Below are 16895 nucleotides of genomic sequence, written 5' to 3'. Positions count from 1 at the left end.
AGTTAATAAGATGTACTTTTGCAATAAATAAAATTTCTATTTATTTGATGAAAAAATTATACATATTATTACTACTCCTTACTTTCGCAAATATTACGTGGGCTCAGACATACGAAGATATGGTAAATAGAGCCATGGACTACATAGATATGAAGGATTATGCCGCTGCCGAACAAGCGCTAAAGGCTGCATTGCGTAAAGAACCTGCAAATCCGAACAATATCATGCTGATGGTTAACTTGGGTACAATACAACGAAACCTGGGAGAATACGAAGAGGCTCTTATATCTTATAATGTAGCAATAGAACGATATCCCGATCGGGCTTTCCTGAAACATAGCCGTGCAGCATTATATTGCGATATGGGACGATATGACGATGCCATGAAAGACTACAATACGGTATTGATAAACGACCCGAAAGATATAGAGGCGCTTTATCGACGAGGGCTATTGCACCTCAATAACAATAATATATTTGCAGCCGAAGAAGATTTTGAAAAGACCTTAAAAGAAGCACCAGATAATCTACAAGCTAAACTGGGACAAGCTCTGATTATGAAACGAAGAGGCGAATTTAAAGAGGCAGAAGAGCTATACAGCGATTTAATATACAAACACAAAAACAACGCAGACCTATATTTCAACAGAGCAGAATGCTACTTGCAGTTAAACAAACTGGCACGGATGAATGAAGATATAAATAAGGCTCTGGAACTAGGCTTCAGCGATCCGATTATCTATCTATTGAGAGGTCAGTTAAGACTGGCTCAGTATGACAAACGTCTGGCTAAAGAAGATTTTCTGAAAGCACAGGAAATGGGAGTTAGCCAAACAATTGTAGCCGACTTTCTCAAATTGTGCAAATAACAAAAAGCCTCTCTTTCATCAAACATAACATTTATCAATATTAACATAATTATTATCTATTTGATTTATTAAGATTATGCTTCTATATTTGCAAGTATAACAAATAAACTAATAATTAAAATTAAGTAATTATGTCAGTATTAGTAGGAAAGAAAGCACCCGTATTCAATACAAGTGCTGTAGTGAATGGAAATGAGATAGTAGAAGGCTTCTCTTTGGAACAATACAAAGGAAAGAAATATGTATTGTTTTTCTTCTACCCTGCAGATTTTACATTTGTATGTCCGACAGAGATTATCGCATTCCAAGAAAAAATTGCAGAATTCGAATCACGTAACGTAGCTGTTGTTGGAGCTTCTACCGACTCAGCTTTCTCTCACTGGAAATGGTTACAAACAGAACAAAATGATGGAGGTATCAAGGGGGTTAAATATCCATTGGTATCAGACCAATCACTCATGATTTCTACTGCTTATGATGTACTGGCAGGATCATTTGACTACAACGATGAAGGTGAAGATGTATTCAACGGTGCGCCTCAGGCTTATCGCGGACTTTTCTTGATCGACAAAGAAGGTGTTGTACGCCATCAGGTAGTAAATGACATGCCGCTGGGACGTAGTGTAGACGAAGCTATACGTGTAATCGATGCACTTCAATTCACTGAAGAATACGGCGAAGTTTGTCCTGCAAACTGGAAGAAAGGAGATAAAGCTTTAAAAGCAACCCAAGAAGGGATTTCTGATTATTTATCCCATAAACATTAGTTCTGTCTTGTTTATAACGGATATAAGTTTAAGTTAATTTAGTTCATAAAAGCCGTAGTCCTTCTGATTACGGCTTTTTAATACATAAAAGGAATATATTGCCCTTATTTTTCATACTTTTGTACTCGTTATTTTTAATTTAACTCAAAATGAAATATAATTTCGATGAAATTATCAATCGCAAGGGGACCAATGCCTTAAAAACAGATGCTCTTGCGGCACGTTATGGTAATGCCGAACTCATTCCTTTATGGGTTGCAGATATGGACTTCAAGTCCCCACCGGCAATAACGGAAGCCATCATCGAACGAGCTCATCACGGCATTTTTGGTTATACTTGTGCATCTCAAGAATATTATAATTCTATTATAAATTGGGTTAATCGCCACCATAACTGGCAAATCCAACAAGAATGGATTACATTTATTCCCGGAATAGTAAAAGGAATAGCCTTCGTTTTAGATTGCTTTACGTCCAAAGATCATCAAATAATAATACAACCGCCCGTATATCACCCTTTTCGTATAATCCCGACTTTGCACCATCGTATTGTTGTAGACAATCCTCTAACATTGGAAGCCGGACAATACAAAATGGATTTGGAAGGATTGAAGAATATAATCAATCCGGCTAGTAAAGTACTGATACTTTGCAATCCTCACAATCCGAGTGGAAGAGTCTGGACACGTCAGGAATTAATTGATATAGCTGAAATATGTTACGAGCACAAAATATTGGTTATATCAGATGAGATTCATTCAGATTTGGCCTTTGCTCCACACAAGCATATTCCATTTGCCAGTGTGTCAGAGAAAGCTGCGCAAAACAGCATTACATTCATGGCTCCTAGCAAAACATTTAATATAGCGGGTATTGTAAGTTCATATTCAATTATTCCGAATGACGAACTCAGAAAAAAATTCAACAAATATTTAGAAAGCAGCGAGCTTGACGAAGGTCATATATTTGCTTATTTGGCAGCACAAACCGCATACGAGCACTGCGACGAATGGTTGGCACAAGCTAAAGATTATATATGGAATAATATCAAGTTTGTGGACGAATATCTAAAAGCGAATATTCCTCAAATAAAAGCAATGACTCCTGAAGCATCATTTCTTGTATGGCTAGACTGTAGAGAATTGAATCTTTCTCAAAAGGCATTAGTTTCTCTATTTGTAGACGATGCCAAATTGGCACTGAACGATGGCGAGATGTTTGGACAAGGGGGAGAAGGATACATGCGCTTAAATGTGGGTACGCCTTTGGCCAACATACAAAAAGCGTTGGATAATCTTAAAAAGGCAGTATACGCAAAACAAATACATGACTAGAATTGTTTCTATTACAATTTTGGGCACGATTATTGTCATACAAAAATAAAGTAAAAATAGGTCTTAGGACTTGGTTATTAATCCATATAAACAATTAACAAATAAAATGAAAATTTCAACTAATAAGTTTGTTGCTCTATCTTATGACCTGACAGTTGGTGAAGGTGAGGAACGTGAACTAATGGAAAAGGCTACAGCTGAGACTCCTCTTGAATTTATCTTTGGTACAGACTCTATGCTTCAGGCTTTTGAGAAGAACATCGATGGATTAGCTGAAGGAGATTCTTTCGATTTCACACTCACACCGGAAGAAGCATACGGCGAATACGATGATGATCATGTGGTTGATCTCCCACGAAATATATTCGAACAAGATGGTGTATTGAATGAAGAAGTGATCTTTGAAGGAAATACAGTTCCAATGATGGATACAAACGGAAATCGTTTGAATGGTTCTGTTGTGGAAGTAAAAGAAGATGTTATAAAAATGGACTTCAATCACCCATTAGCTGGAGAAACATTAAATTTCTCAGGAAAAGTACTAACTGTAAGAGAATCTACACCTGAAGAAATTGCAGCATTGTTTGCACCTCAAGGTGGTGGATGCGGATGCGGTTCAGGATGTGGTTGTGGCGACGGAGAAGAAGACTCTTGCGGATGCGGCAGCGAAAAAGAAACAGCTGGCGGATGCGGTTCAGGATGTGGATGTCACTAAAATTTGATTGACATTATATAATATATAAAAGACAGATGCTAAAAAAACATCTGTCTTTTTCTTTTATCCGATTATTTCAATCCGGGCAAACTTTAATAATAATTGCTTTACTCCGGAATTTTCAAATTCTACGGTTGCCTTACGACTATCTACATCACCTGTTACTGCGGTCACTTTTCCGATGCCAAAACGTTCGTGTTTGATAATAGCCCCTACACTTACCTCTCCTGCATTACTCCCTGCCGACGTTTTAGGCGTAGCTGTTCTAGCATTTACAAATTTAGGTTGACCGAAGCTTTCATTTTTCGGTTGAGATAGAGGAGTTGATTCTCTTTGTACAGATCGTTCCGGATGAGTAGTACGAGTATTGGATGAGTAGTCAAACAGCTCTTTGGTGTATGTCTCTGGACGATTGAGAACACCAAAGCCTCCCGATCCGAGTACTCCGGCATTTACATTCAGATAATCCGTATCGATATCCCTTAAGAAACGACTTGGATTACATGCATTAATCTGACCATTACGAAATCGGCTTTTCGCATAAGTTATCATACAAAACTCCTTCGCCCGTGTTATTGCCACATAGAACAAACGCCGTTCTTCTTCAAGTCCTCTGAACTCATCCTTTGCCATAGCCGAAGGAAAAAGATCTTCTTCGAGCCCTACGACAAAGACATTATTAAATTCCAATCCTTTAGCTGCATGGATTGTCATCATGGTCACCTTCTCTTTATCTGCCTCCTTGTCGGTATCTTGATCACTAAGAAGAGATACTTCGGACAGAAAGTCCATCAATCCAATTCCACCGAGCCCTTCTTCCTGACGGCTCTCACAGAACTCATGAATACCTCCGAGCAATTCCTGTAAGTTCTCCTGACGGCTCATACCTTCAGGAGTCTGATCTTGGTATGCATCAGAAGCAATACCACTTTCCTTCACAATACGGGTAGCCAGTTCGTAAGCAGAGAGTTCTTGCAATTGAGCGATAAAGCTTTCTATCAGTTCTTTGAATCCGGCCAATTTCTTTGCAGTACCGGCATTAACATCCAGATTGAAACCCAACGGATTGCTGATTACCTCCCACAAGCTTACATTATGCAGGCGTGCTGCATCAGCAATTTTATTTAAGGTTGTATTGCCTATACCTCGGGTAGGAAAATTAACAGTACGGCGAAAAGCTTCCTCATCGTACGGATTTACCACCATGCGAAAATATCCTATTACATCTTTTATTTCCTTACGCTGATAGAAAGATAGTCCGCCATAAATACGATAAGGTATATTCTTCTTTCTCAATGCTTCTTCAAAGATACGAGACTGTGCATTTGTACGATACAGAATTACAAACTCACTGTATGGAGCATTCTTATCACGACGCAAATCCCATATCTTATTAGACACAATCACCCCTTCCTCAAAATCGGAGAAAGCACTCGCCACTTCGAGTCGATCTCCTTCTTCATTTTCGGAATATATTGTTTTTTTTATTTGATCTGTATTTTGTTTTATCAAGCTATTTGCTGCATTTACAATATTCTGGGTAGAACGATAGTTTTGCTCGAGTTTAAACATCTTAGCTTCCGGATATACCTCCTTAAACTTTAATATATTTTCAATATTGGCTCCACGAAACGAATATATACTCTGGGCATCATCTCCTACCACACACACTCGATGATGTGCATCAGCAAGCTGTTTCACAACAAGATACTGAGCAAAATTTGTATCCTGATACTCATCTACAAGTATAAACTGATAACGCTCCTGATAGGCAGCTAACACATCCGGATGATCTCGAAACAATCGGTTGGTATAAAACAGCAAGTCATCAAAGTCCATTGTATTCGAAGCCCTCAACCGATTGTTATATTCTCTGTATAGATCTTTTATCATGGGCATCTTTGCTCGCTGATCATACTCTATAAGCTCTTTGTTGTGAGCATACATCTGTGGAGATATCAGAGTATTTTTTGCATTCGATATGATCGATTGCACACGTGCCGGCTTGTAGACTTTATCATCAAGCTGAAACTGTTTTATTATGGTTTTTATAAGATTACGGGAATCAGCAGAATCGAAAATAGTAAAGTTAGCTGTGAAGCCTATTCTTTCTGCTTCGGTACGTAAGATTCGTGAAAAAACAGAATGAAAGGTACCCATCCATAAGTAGCGGGCATATTGCCAGCCAATAAGTTGCGCGATACGTTCTTTCATTTCACGTGCAGCCTTATTGGTAAATGTTAGCGCCAATATACTTTGAGGATGATAGCCTTGCTGCATCAGATAGGCTATTTTGTATGTCAATACACGAGTCTTGCCAGACCCTGCTCCGGCGATAATTAGAGAAGGTCCGCTATTATATTCTACAGCTTCGCGTTGTTGTTTATTTAATTGATCGAGTAAGTTATTCATAAAAAGTTGAGATAGGATAACAAAGGTAATGCTTTTTCAGCGAACAATAATAAGCTTATCACCTACAGAAGTACATGTATTTTTCGTACTCTTCAAATTAATCTATATAAATATTATAAGGTTGAAAGAATATATCTACTAACTTTGTTTTTGTTACAGTAAAATAAATATTCAAGAGTATTAATCATAAATCGAAATAGATAGATGTATGTATTTATATCTCCACATTTTGACGATGCCATAGGGTCGTCCGGAGGTGTTATAAACAGACTCGTTGAATCTGGAGAAGAATGTTGCGTAATGACTATTATGACAGCGATACCATGGTATCATCCCAAATATGCATATTATGTATTACACAGACAATCTGAAAACAGGAATGCAGCCAAGGCATTAAAATGCAGTGTAAAAAATGCCCCGTTTCTGGATGTTGTATATAGAAAAGGGATGAGAAAACAGATGAAGCAGGCGAAGAAAAAGTTATTCACAGTAGAAATTACAGAGTATGATTTGATTGAAAAGATCCGATATTATATTCTGATAAATACAAAGTCTGATGATATATTGATTGCTCCTGCAGGACTGGGTAATCATATAGATCACCGTATCGTAAATATTGCGGTTCAGGGTCTCGATAGACGTGTTTATTTATACGAAGAATTCTATTATGATATTGATCGCCATTGACAGCCGATTATGCATACGTGTATTTAACAAAGAATGAAATTTCTGAAAAATTAGATGCAATGTTGATGTATAAGAAAACCCTACGAAAACTATTTCGCAGAAATTGGAAAGAGAGAACGGCCCACTATTATATGAAAGAACGTATACATGCAGGCAAGCCTTATGAACGGTTTAACGATATTACTTTTATAGATGGGAAATAAAAGAATGATAGGATCATTAACATCTTATCCGGCTAGGATAACGACTGTTCACCGTGTAATTGAAACTATTTTAAATCAATCGGTACCACTAGATAAAGTTATCCTGTATCTGGCCGATGAACAGTTTCCCGATCGACAATTGCCACAAACATTAACTGATTTGGCAAAAATGAGGATTTGATGTATGACAACACACAAGGGAAAAAACTCAATGACAAGAATATTAATAATATTATGGATGCATATCCCGAAGTAAGGGCTCGCCTCATCAATCGGAATATAAAGTGACAAAACAACGGTGTTTTTTACCGTTGTTTTGTCACTTTATATTTCTATCGGATATGTTCTACTCTTCTATTTTATAACTAATGACTACAAACTTTACTTACATCTACAGTAAATCCATTATCATTTGAAGGCATAAATTTTCCTTTATTCTTTAAAAACACTATTAATTCATCAATATCCATATCTTCTGCTGAACAAGCATAAAACTTTTGATCTTTACCAAATTGTTCAATAATGGCTTCCTTTAAAGAAGACTCCGTGTAATTATTTCCTTCCATCATATGAAGTACTTCATGAGCATGCAATTGTTCCATAATTATCTTATTCTTAGTTTTCCATACAAAGATAAGGAGTAAACACCCAGAGCGAACGTAACATATGTTACACAAATATTCCTCTTTACTTAAAAAATATTTTTATTTAGTTTTCTATTTTGTTGTATCTTTATGTGTTCAAATCTAAAATCAAAAAAGTTCATGAGAAAAACCCTTAAAACCATTTGTTATTTTTTACTTGTAACCGCTACATTAGCCGGATGCGAGAACAAAATTCCACTAAAGGCTAATTACGAGGTTATACCATTACCTCAAAGTATAACTTTGGCGGGAAATGAAAGTTTCACGTTAAATAGTAATACTCAGATTAGTTATTCGAAAGGCGATGAGATACAAAAGCAAACAGCCGAATTTCTGTCCGAGTACCTCAAATTGAGTACAGGTTTGAGCCTAAAAGTAACAGATAAAAAAGTATCTGAAAACTCGATTATACTGAAAGCTGATTATCAGGGAGAGAAGTCTGAATCATACAGTCTTATTGTAAACAGCAAACAGATAATCATTAATGGGAAAGACAATGCCGGAACATTTTACGGAGTACAAACATTAAGAAAATCGATCCCCGAAGATGCATCAAACAGTACAATCATCTTTCCGGCTGTAGAAATAAAGGATTACCCACGTTTCGAATACCGAGGAATGATGCTTGACGTAGGTCGCCATATGTTTCCTGTAGAGTTTATAAAAAAATATATAGATATCTTAGCTCTACACAACATGAACCGTTTTCACTGGCACCTTACTGATGATCAGGGATGGAGAATAGAAATAAAAAAATATCCCGAACTCACCAAGGTAGGGTCTCAACGTGCTCAAACTGTTATCGGAAGAAACTCTGCTAAGTATGATGGAAAACCTTATGGGGGTTATTATACACAGGAGCAAATAAAAGAGATAGTAGCGTACGCTCAGAAACGTTTTATAACTATTGTTCCGGAAATAGACCTTCCGGGCCATATGTTGGCAGCATTATCAGCCTATCCTAATCTTGGTTGTACAGGAGGCCCATATAAGGTGGGTGAATCTTGGGGTGTATTTGACGATGTGCTATGTGCCGGTAATGAAGAGATATACACTTTCCTGGAGAATGTATATTCTGAGCTTATAGAGCTATTCCCATCTAAACTTATACATGTAGGTGGTGATGAATGTCCTAAAGTGAGATGGAAGGAATGTCCTAAATGTCAGGCTAAAATTAAAGAATTAGGACTTAAAGGAGATGCAAAACATACGAAAGAAGACATGCTACAAAGCTATGTAATATCTCGTATGGAGAAATTCTTGAATAGTAAAGGACGTGAAATCATTGGTTGGGATGAAATACTCGAAGGAGGATTAGCCCCTAATGCTAAAGTCATGTCGTGGAGAGGTATGGAAGGCGGTGCATCTGCTGCAAAAATGAAACATGAAGCAGTGATGACTCCTACATCTCATTTATATTTCGATTATTATCAGACAGATGACACAACGGGAGAACCTCTTGCTTTCGGCGGATTTGTTTCTGTAAAGAAAGTATATAGCTTCGAACCTGTTCCTAGTGAACTTACAGCGGAAGAAAGCAAATATATAATAGGTACTCAGGCTAACTTATGGACAGAGTATGTAGTAGACTCTAAACAGGCAGAATATATGGTATTGCCTAGAGCTGCGGCATTAAGCGAAGTGCAATGGACAATGCCGGAAAAGAAAAACTATGAATTTTTCCTGCCTCGCCTTGGCAAATTGATGGACCTATATAAAAAGCTGGATTACAACTTTGCAACGCATGTAGTAGACATTAGTTCCGAAATTATTCAAGATGTTGCTAAAGGTGTAGTGAATGTAAAACTTTTCACCTATGATAACGCTCCTATATACTATACTCTAGATGGTAGTACACCATCGACTAAGAGTATAAAATATGAGCACCCTATTGAGATTAGTACAACAGCAACTATAAAGGCTATAGCATTCAGAGACAAGGAACAAAGTAAAGAATATACCGAATCTTTTGAGTTCAATAAAGCCACATTCAAAAACATCAAACTGGAGAATGCCCCTCATAAAAATTATACTTACAACGGAGCAATCACGTTGGTAAATGGAAAAAGAGGCGGTACTTCTCACGCGAATGGTGAATGGCTCGGTTTTTATAATACAGATTTCGTTGCAACTATTGACATGAAAGAACCGACAGAAATGTCAGAGGTTACTACCGGGACTTTTGTTAGTCCGGGATCGTGGATTTTTGGAGCAACAGGATATATTGTATCTCTTTCTGAAGATGGAGAATCTTTCAAACAAGTGTTCGAAGAAAAATATCCAATTGTGGATAAAGATAGCCCGAGTGACAGAGTGCAGGATTTAGTAGCGAAATTTCCAACACAGAAAGCTCGTTATGTAAAAATAACAGCAAAAGTTACCAAGTCAATCCCTGAATGGCACGTAGGGAAAGGAAGCCCTTCATTCGTATTTGTAGACGAGATAATCATTGAATAAAAAAATGTAATGATAAAAAGCAAAGGAGCTGTCTGATTAGACAGCTCCTTTGCTTTTTATATAGAATTATACTTATTTCAACAGTTATACACAACACTATATATTTTACTGCGAATATCTACCAAGTTACGCTCAATATCAATATCTCCGTAAGACATTAGTTTCATCGGAATGGCATTCCCATCATTATGATAAGCCGGTTGTTGATATTGTACATTCTCCCACAATCTGAATCCTAAACGCTGATAGAAACCAACACGGCGCTCGGATAATATAGTCGTAGGAAGTTCTACTTCAAGAATTATAGGCCTAGAGGCTTGCATAAACAACTCCATCACTTTACGTCCGTAACCTCCATTTCGGAAGTCGGGTGAAATAGCAAAGTGTTCTGCAAAAATAAATTTATCTAAGTCCCAATATGTGAGAAAACCAACTAATTTACCATCTTCTATCGTAACAGATATAACAAATGGGCTCTTGCCTTTATGCAAATCCAGCATTTTCTCGAAAGGGCGTCGTTCGCTAAGAGGAAAAGATTCGATATAAAGATTTTCTATAAACGAAACCTCTGCATGATTTGATATATCTAATTCCTTAATCTCCATTTTCTTGTGTTATTTTTATTAATTCCCTTGGCTGGTTTTTACTTCTTTCAAGTAACCGTCTTCGCATTTTACGATGCGCCCGGGATATTTTTGTACAACGGCATAATTATGCGTCGACATGACTACAGCCGTACCATTTCCTGCTATGGTATGAAGTAATTGAACAATCTGCCCCCCCATCTCAGGATCTAAGTTTCCGGTTGGCTCATCAGCCAATATAACCTCCGGTGAGTTGAGTAGAGCTCGAGCAATAACAATTCGTTGCTGTTCACCACCCGAAAGCTCATGGGGCATTTTATAGCCTTTATTTTGCATACCAACCTGAGTCAGTACTTCATTAATCCGTAGACTTATTAAATCTTTGTTTTTCCATCCGGTAGCCCGTAATACAAATTCAAGATTCTTTTCTGCCGAGCGATCGATCAATAATTGAAAATCCTGAAAAACAATACCGACCTTTCTTCTCAGGTAAGGAATTTGTTTCTTTTTGATATTTTCTAACTCATAGTCCAAGACTTTTCCTGTACCTCTAACTAAAGGTATCTCATGATACATACTTTTGAGAAGAGTACTTTTCCCTGAACCAACTTTGCCAATCAGATAAACAAAATCTCCTTCTCTGATAGTCAGATTAATATCACTTAATATTGTGTTGCCATCTCGTTCGAGATCAACTCCTTCGTATTTTACAATTACTTCTTTTTCTGTATCCATAATTACTCTATTTCAACAGTTAAACAATTAGCAGATACTATTTGCTCACAGTCTACGTGTTTTATTTCTTATGCCTCTTTTGAAGCTCTCTAGCTAAATCTTCAATACTCAAACCTTTTGATGTTAGCAAAACAATCAAATGATAAAGCATATCGGCAGATTCATAAATCAGGCGATCATCAGTACCATTACATGCTTCTATTACAGATTCTAATGCCTCCTCTCCCACTTTCTGAGCCATACGGTTTATTCCTGACTGAAAAAGAGATGTTGTATATGAGCCTTCGGGCATTTCTTTGTAACGTTTCTCTATAAAATGCTGCAGATATTTAAAGAAAAGAATATCTTCTTTATTATCCTCCTCAAAGCAGGTATCAGCACCTGTATGACACACAGGGCCAACAGGATTCACCTTAATGAGTAGCGTATCATGATCGCAATCGTCTTTTATACTAATTACATGAAGAAAGTTTCCACTCTCTTCTCCTTTTGTCCACAAACGTTGTTTCGTACGGCTGAAGAATGTAACCTTTCCTGTCTCCTGAGTTTTATTCAGAGCCTCTTCGTTCATGTAACCCAGCATTAGAACTTTGTTTGTTACATTATCTTGTATAATTGCAGGGATAAGTCCACCCACTTTATCGAAATCAAGTTTCATCTTACATTTATATTTTCTTTTTTCAAATACTCTTTCAAATCTTTTATTGCAATCTCCCCAAAATGAAAAACACTCGCTGCAAGTGCTGCATCGGCTTTACCTTCCACAAAGACATCCCGAAAATGTTGCATATTCCCTGCGCCTCCGGATGCGATGATGGGGATATTTAATGTTTCGGATAACATGCGTAAAGCTTCATTCGCATAGCCTGTCTTCACCCCATCGTGATCCATACTAGTAAATAGAATCTCTCCTGCGCCTAAATTTTCAACTTCCTTTGCCCACGAGAAGAGTTCTTTATCAGTCTTGTTGCGTCCACCACTCGTATAGCAAGACCACAGTCCATCTTTGAGGCTGGCATCTATCGCACACACACATACCTGAGAACCAAAATTCTTGGCTATCTCTTCTATTATCTTCGGATTTCTGATAGCCGTAGAATTTACTGATATCTTATCAGCTCCCGCATTCAAAAGTCTGTCTACATCAGAAAGCTCATTAATACCACCACCTATAGTAAAAGGAATATTAATATTTGCAGCAATGCGCTTAACTAGATCTATAAAAGTTTTACGTTCTTCGTGCGACGCTGTGATATCAAGAAAGACCAATTCATCCGCTCCTTGCTCACTATAACGTACTCCCAATTCGACCGGATCTCCGGCTTCTCTGAGATTTACAAAGTTCGTCCCTTTTACGGTTTTCCCATCTTTTACATCAAGACAAGGTATAATTCTTTTTGCTAACATTTATTCTTTTTATTTTATCTCCTACTCAGTTCCTTTAGTGTTACTCTATTCTCATAAATAGCCTTTCCTAAAATAACGGCAGGCACTCCCGATTTTTCTAAATCAAGTATGTCTTGAAAACAACTGACACCACCACTGGCAATGAGATACAAATTCGGAAAAACATTTAATATATCCTTATACAAATCAATTGATGGCCCCTGTAACATACCATCTTTGCTTATATCGGTACAAACAACTTTCGAGATGCCTTTTCGGTTATAATCGCCGATAAAAGGTATTACCTCAACTGAGGTTGCTTCCTGCCAACCCGATACGGCAATCTTATGATCTTTACAATCGGCACCAAGGATAATCTTGTCTGCTCCATATTTGGTTATCCAAGAAGTAAAAAGCTCCTGATTTCTGACAGCAATGCTGCCTCCGGTAACCATCGATGCGCCCGAATTAAAAGCGATTTCAATATCCTCATCACTTTGCACACCTCCTCCAAAATCAATGATAAGAGATGTGTTGGATGCGATTTTCTCCAATACTGATTGATTGACTATATGCTTTGTCTTAGCTCCATCAAGGTCTACCAAATGTAAGCGCCGAATACCGGCACCTTCAAACATTTTGGCAACCTCCAAGGGGTCTTCATTATATACTTTTTTGGCTTCATAGTCTCCTTGCGAAAGGCGTACACACTTCCCATCAATGAGATCTATAGCCGGAATTATTTCTATCATTTATATCAGGTAAAAAACGGTATGCTTAGAGGATATTTCCAATACTCTCCATTATTGGCTTTTAAGGCAGCAATAATAATGAACACAATCTCAATTATTCCTAAAGCGATAAGCATAGGTATACCAATAAGGACGAGACAAAGTATGATTGATATAACTATATAGATAAGCATACTCAACATAAAGTTGGCGATATTCTTGCCATGCCTGCTTACAGCCTCACTCTTATCTGCATTAACCAACCACATCACAATTGGGATAACAAAACCCAAGCCGGCAATAATGAAGCCGGCAAACTGAGAAAGGTGCATCAACATCAAGTATGTGTTTTCTTCCATACCGAGTGAATTTTTCGTTTGGCCACTAAAAGAGGAATTCAGGATTTTATCCTTTTCCCTTTGATATTCTTCTTCTGATATGGCTCCTTTCGATCTTAGATCTTCCAATATTCTCAAATCCTCATATTTATCCATAACAAAATGACGTTTTTTTTAAAGTAAAACGATAATCCTGTAAAGATAATATAAAGTTGTAAGTTATAAGATAAGTGTTAGGCGTTTATTACACGTACTTTACCCGATATCATTTCCAATTCGCCACGATCAACTAAAAAGCGAATGGTATCCAAGATGTCTTTTTGATTATATTCCGACAATGAACCGACAACATGATCCACAGACAATAAATCGCTTTTTATCAACTCCTTTACAGACTTAGATATTTCATTAAACGTCTTATTATTCAGCCCCGAACCATTCTTTGTCAAGCATATATCACACTGTCCGCAATCATTTATTTTCTTTTCTCCAAAATAAGAAAGTAAGATACGACTCCGACAGATTTCATTTTGTTCTGCATAATGACTAATCGCCTCTATGCGTTTCTCGAAGCGAAATCTACGATCTTCGTTCACTATTCGGGGGATATTAAGATACTTAACATCTATACGAGGTTGGGTATAAGCAATCAGTGGAGTTTTTTTATGAGGTATAAAATCGATAATATTTCTTTTATCTAGTACTTTGAGCATCTCATAAACTACATTCCGCGACTTATCCATCCTTAAAGCTATCTCAGCCTCATTTATAGTTGCATAATTAGTAAAAAGTCCGGTATAAAGTCGCAATATTGTGTTTACCAATTGCTCATACTCCTTATCAAAATTATAATGGTATAAATCATCTCGGTAAACAGTAAACATGAGCCTAGAGCGATTATCTACTTCATCCGTATATTCAATATAACCGGCAAGATCAAGAATTTTCAAAGCATTATGTACAGGTAATATCGGTAACTTATACACCGAACAGAACTGATGAATATTAAAATCGTAAATCATGCCTATTCCATAACCTTCAGCTATTTGAAAAAAATAAGCTAATGATTGATACACGTGAAAGATAAACTCTCTTTCAGGAAATTCATCTCTTATGCGCTTTTTGAGTTTAGCAGTGTCATTTCTATCGTACAGTATAACTGCATAAGACTTTTCTCCATCACGCCCTCCACGTCCCGCTTCCTGAAAATATTCTTCGATAGAATTAGGTAGATCGGTATGTACTACCAAGCGGACATCAGGCTTATCGATTCCCATTCCAAAGGCATTTGTACAAACTATTATTCTGATCTCATTATTCTTCCATGCATTTTGCTTGCGTATTTTATCCGAAGCATTCAATCCTGCATGATAGAAATCGGATGAAAAACCATTTTTAATTAAGAAATCAGAGATATCTTTCGTCCGCTGCCTGCTACGCACATATACAATGCTAGACCCTCTTATTTTTTCGAGAATTCGAACTAACTCTTCTTGTTTTCCCTCTGTGCTACGAACGATATATGCCAAATTCTTGCGCTCGAAACTTTTTCGGAATACATTTTTTTCCTTAAAGTGAAGCTGCTCTTGAATATCATCGATCACATCAGCTGTTGCAGTCGCAGTAAGAGCCAATACAGGCACTTCGGGTATATGCTGACGTATTTCTACTATCCGGAGATAAGACGGACGAAAATCATACCCCCATTGAGAGATACAATGCGATTCATCGACTACAAGTAAGCAAACATTCATATGTTGAAGCTTACTCAGGAAAAGTTGTGTAGCAAGTCTTTCAGGGGATACATACAGAAACTTATAATCACCAAATACTGCATTCTCCAGTGTAGTTATAATCTCTTGGCGAGTCATTCCCGAATATACAGCCAAGGCTTTAATTCCTCTTTCACGAAGATTATCCACCTGGTCTTTCATCAATGCTATAAGAGGGGTAACAACTATACAAATGCCCTCCATAGCCATTGCCGGAACCTGAAAAGTTAGAGATTTCCCTCCTCCTGTGGGCATAAGCCCCAATGTATCTTTCCCTTGGCTAACTGAATGGATAATATCTTCCTGTAATGGACGAAACTCATCGTAACCCCAATATTGCTTTAATATTTTGTGATATATATCCATTCTAAAAAACCTATTAATAAATATGCCAACATCCCAATTTGATTATAATATTGGCATATTGGCACATTAAATTCAGTTTATCCTATATTAGTTTTTCATTGGACGAATCTCTAATTTTATATTAGTATCATCCAAGTACTTACCTATTTTCTCCTGATCAAATTCTGACATGTGATAAGGGTAAAGAACTTTCGGCTGTACTTTTTTAGCAGCATCAACAAACATATCGTCATTCATTGTATAAGGAAGATTTTTGGGTAAGAAAGCGATATCTATCGTACCTTTCAACTTATCCATTTCAGGAATATTTTCGGTATCCCCAGCTACATATACTCTTTTATCTCCGAATGCTATAATGTATCCGTTTCCTCTACCTTTTGGATGATAGGCTTCTCCATCCGGCTTTTTATTGACGATGTTATATGCAGGCACAGCATCTATATGAAGATTAGCCCAGTGAGCATGATCACCATTGTTGATTACATCACCGTATTTAAGGATTTCATTACATACTTTAGATACAATAAAATGTGTATCTGCCTTTTTCACGGCAGCAACAGCAGCACTATCGAGATGATCTCCGTGCTCGTGAGTGAGCAGTATAAGATCGGCCTTAGGCAACTTCGAATAGTCTGCGACTTTTGAGTAAGGATCTACATGTATTATTTTCCCTCCAAACTCGAACATAAGTGAGGCATGACCAACCAGAGTCACTTTCAAAGGACCAGCATTGGTTTCATACACATCCGCTTTAATATATTCAGGTTGAGTATTCATACTTAATGAATCGGTTGGCGCTACAGATGAATTTGCTGTAGATTTATTACCACAAGAAACGAATAAAACTGCAGTTAATACGAATATTGATAATAATGATTTCCTCATAAGCTTATAA

16 protein-coding genes are annotated in these 16895 nt (G+C 37.2%); 6 read left to right on the top strand and 10 right to left on the bottom strand.

The annotated features are described in order from the left end of the window. The first annotated feature begins 47 nt into the window (after nt 1-47). The 4 genes from E4T88_RS03115 to E4T88_RS03100 all read left to right on the top strand — a co-directional run bounded on the left by E4T88_RS03115 (nt 48) and on the right by E4T88_RS03100 (nt 3685). Entirely contained in the window at nt 48-869 is an 822-nt protein-coding gene (locus E4T88_RS03115) for a tetratricopeptide repeat protein (protein WP_135104007.1), read from the top strand. A gap of 131 nt (nt 870-1000) precedes the next feature. Further along, a complete protein-coding gene (locus E4T88_RS03110) occupies nt 1001-1636 on the top strand; it encodes a peroxiredoxin (RefSeq protein WP_135104006.1) in 636 nt (211 codons plus the stop codon). A gap of 149 nt (nt 1637-1785) precedes the next feature. Then, entirely contained in the window at nt 1786-2970 is a 1185-nt protein-coding gene (locus tag E4T88_RS03105) for a MalY/PatB family protein (RefSeq protein WP_135104005.1), read from the top strand. A 106-nt stretch (nt 2971-3076) separates the two neighbouring features. Beyond that, the gene (locus E4T88_RS03100; RefSeq protein WP_006842643.1) at nt 3077-3685 is read left to right on the top strand and encodes an FKBP-type peptidyl-prolyl cis-trans isomerase; all 609 of its coding nucleotides are present in this window, start codon (nt 3077-3079) and stop codon (nt 3683-3685) included. A gap of 63 nt (nt 3686-3748) precedes the next feature. Here E4T88_RS03100 and E4T88_RS03095 read toward each other — a convergent pair whose 3' ends face one another. After that, entirely contained in the window at nt 3749-6097 is a 2349-nt protein-coding gene (locus E4T88_RS03095) for an ATP-dependent helicase (RefSeq protein ID WP_135104004.1), read from the bottom strand. Between the two features lie 204 nt (nt 6098-6301). Here E4T88_RS03095 and E4T88_RS03090 point away from each other — a divergent pair, with 204 nt between their 5' ends. After that, the gene (locus E4T88_RS03090; RefSeq protein ID WP_228093696.1) at nt 6302-6784 is read left to right on the top strand and encodes a PIG-L deacetylase family protein; all 483 of its coding nucleotides are present in this window, start codon (nt 6302-6304) and stop codon (nt 6782-6784) included. A 568-nt stretch (nt 6785-7352) separates the two neighbouring features. Here the strand turns inward: E4T88_RS03090 and E4T88_RS03080 are convergent. Beyond that, on the bottom strand, nt 7353-7589 hold the full coding sequence (locus E4T88_RS03080; RefSeq protein ID WP_135104003.1) for a YecH family metal-binding protein: 237 nt from the start codon (nt 7587-7589) through the stop codon (nt 7353-7355). 162 nt (nt 7590-7751) lie between these two features. On the opposite strand from E4T88_RS03080, the gene E4T88_RS03075 reads away from it, so the two are divergent. After that, complete coding sequence (locus E4T88_RS03075; RefSeq protein WP_135104002.1) at nt 7752-10088, top strand: glycoside hydrolase family 20 protein; 2337 nt, start codon at nt 7752-7754, stop codon at nt 10086-10088. A 77-nt stretch (nt 10089-10165) separates the two neighbouring features. On the opposite strand, the gene E4T88_RS03070 is transcribed toward E4T88_RS03075, so the two are convergent. The 8 genes from E4T88_RS03070 to E4T88_RS03035 form a co-directional block, all read right to left on the bottom strand. Further along, entirely contained in the window at nt 10166-10693 is a 528-nt protein-coding gene (locus tag E4T88_RS03070) for a GNAT family N-acetyltransferase (protein WP_135104001.1), read from the bottom strand. Nucleotides 10694-10711: 18 nt separating this feature from the next. After that, complete coding sequence (locus tag E4T88_RS03065) at nt 10712-11407, bottom strand: cell division ATP-binding protein FtsE (RefSeq protein WP_135104000.1); 696 nt, start codon at nt 11405-11407, stop codon at nt 10712-10714. Nucleotides 11408-11468: 61 nt separating this feature from the next. Continuing rightward, on the bottom strand, nt 11469-12065 hold the full coding sequence (hisIE, locus tag E4T88_RS03060; RefSeq protein ID WP_135103999.1) for a bifunctional phosphoribosyl-AMP cyclohydrolase/phosphoribosyl-ATP diphosphatase HisIE: 597 nt from the start codon (nt 12063-12065) through the stop codon (nt 11469-11471). Further along, on the bottom strand, nt 12062-12814 hold the full coding sequence (gene hisF, locus E4T88_RS03055) for an imidazole glycerol phosphate synthase subunit HisF (protein ID WP_135103998.1): 753 nt from the start codon (nt 12812-12814) through the stop codon (nt 12062-12064). The genes hisIE and hisF overlap by 4 nt, the downstream gene beginning before the upstream one ends. Nucleotides 12815-12828: 14 nt before the next feature. Next, on the bottom strand, nt 12829-13545 hold the full coding sequence (gene hisA, locus E4T88_RS03050; protein WP_135103997.1) for a 1-(5-phosphoribosyl)-5-[(5-phosphoribosylamino)methylideneamino]imidazole-4-carboxamide isomerase: 717 nt from the start codon (nt 13543-13545) through the stop codon (nt 12829-12831). A 5-nt stretch (nt 13546-13550) separates the two neighbouring features. Next, nucleotides 13551-14018, bottom strand: a complete 468-nt coding sequence (locus tag E4T88_RS03045; RefSeq protein WP_135103996.1) for a magnetosome magnetite crystal formation protein family — start codon at nt 14016-14018, stop codon at nt 13551-13553. A 77-nt stretch (nt 14019-14095) separates the two neighbouring features. Continuing rightward, nucleotides 14096-16000: a RecQ family ATP-dependent DNA helicase gene (locus E4T88_RS03040; RefSeq protein ID WP_135103995.1), complete on the bottom strand. Its 1905-nt coding sequence runs from the start codon at nt 15998-16000 to the stop codon at nt 14096-14098. An 87-nt stretch (nt 16001-16087) separates the two neighbouring features. Further along, nucleotides 16088-16885 carry an MBL fold metallo-hydrolase gene (locus E4T88_RS03035; protein ID WP_135103994.1) on the bottom strand — a complete coding sequence of 266 codons (798 nt, stop codon included), beginning with the start codon at nt 16883-16885 and terminating at the stop codon, nt 16088-16090. Nucleotides 16886-16895 lie beyond the last annotated feature (10 nt).

Source organism: Dysgonomonas mossii (genome assembly GCF_004569505.1).
In the GTDB taxonomy this organism is placed as follows: domain Bacteria; phylum Bacteroidota; class Bacteroidia; order Bacteroidales; family Dysgonomonadaceae; genus Dysgonomonas.
Note: the sequence above shows the minus strand (reverse complement) of the source record. Positions and strands in the feature narration are given on the sequence as shown.

Coding starts and splice junctions, on each gene's coding strand:
- E4T88_RS03115 (WP_135104007.1), top strand. CDS start 48: ATGAAAAAATTATACATATTATTACTACTCCTTACTTTCGCAAATATT.
- E4T88_RS03110 (WP_135104006.1), top strand. CDS start 1,001: ATGTCAGTATTAGTAGGAAAGAAAGCACCCGTATTCAATACAAGTGCT.
- E4T88_RS03105 (WP_135104005.1), top strand. CDS start 1,786: ATGAAATATAATTTCGATGAAATTATCAATCGCAAGGGGACCAATGCC.
- E4T88_RS03100 (WP_006842643.1), top strand. CDS start 3,077: ATGAAAATTTCAACTAATAAGTTTGTTGCTCTATCTTATGACCTGACA.
- E4T88_RS03095 (WP_135104004.1), bottom strand. CDS start 6,097: ATGAATAACTTACTCGATCAATTAAATAAACAACAACGCGAAGCTGTA.
- E4T88_RS03090 (WP_228093696.1), top strand. CDS start 6,302: ATGTATGTATTTATATCTCCACATTTTGACGATGCCATAGGGTCGTCC.
- E4T88_RS03080 (WP_135104003.1), bottom strand. CDS start 7,589: ATGGAACAATTGCATGCTCATGAAGTACTTCATATGATGGAAGGAAAT.
- E4T88_RS03075 (WP_135104002.1), top strand. CDS start 7,752: ATGAGAAAAACCCTTAAAACCATTTGTTATTTTTTACTTGTAACCGCT.
- E4T88_RS03070 (WP_135104001.1), bottom strand. CDS start 10,693: ATGGAGATTAAGGAATTAGATATATCAAATCATGCAGAGGTTTCGTTT.
- E4T88_RS03065 (WP_135104000.1), bottom strand. CDS start 11,407: ATGGATACAGAAAAAGAAGTAATTGTAAAATACGAAGGAGTTGATCTC.
- hisIE (WP_135103999.1), bottom strand. CDS start 12,065: ATGAAACTTGATTTCGATAAAGTGGGTGGACTTATCCCTGCAATTATA.
- hisF (WP_135103998.1), bottom strand. CDS start 12,814: ATGTTAGCAAAAAGAATTATACCTTGTCTTGATGTAAAAGATGGGAAA.
- hisA (WP_135103997.1), bottom strand. CDS start 13,545: ATGATAGAAATAATTCCGGCTATAGATCTCATTGATGGGAAGTGTGTA.
- E4T88_RS03045 (WP_135103996.1), bottom strand. CDS start 14,018: ATGGATAAATATGAGGATTTGAGAATATTGGAAGATCTAAGATCGAAA.
- E4T88_RS03040 (WP_135103995.1), bottom strand. CDS start 16,000: ATGGATATATATCACAAAATATTAAAGCAATATTGGGGTTACGATGAG.
- E4T88_RS03035 (WP_135103994.1), bottom strand. CDS start 16,885: ATGAGGAAATCATTATTATCAATATTCGTATTAACTGCAGTTTTATTC.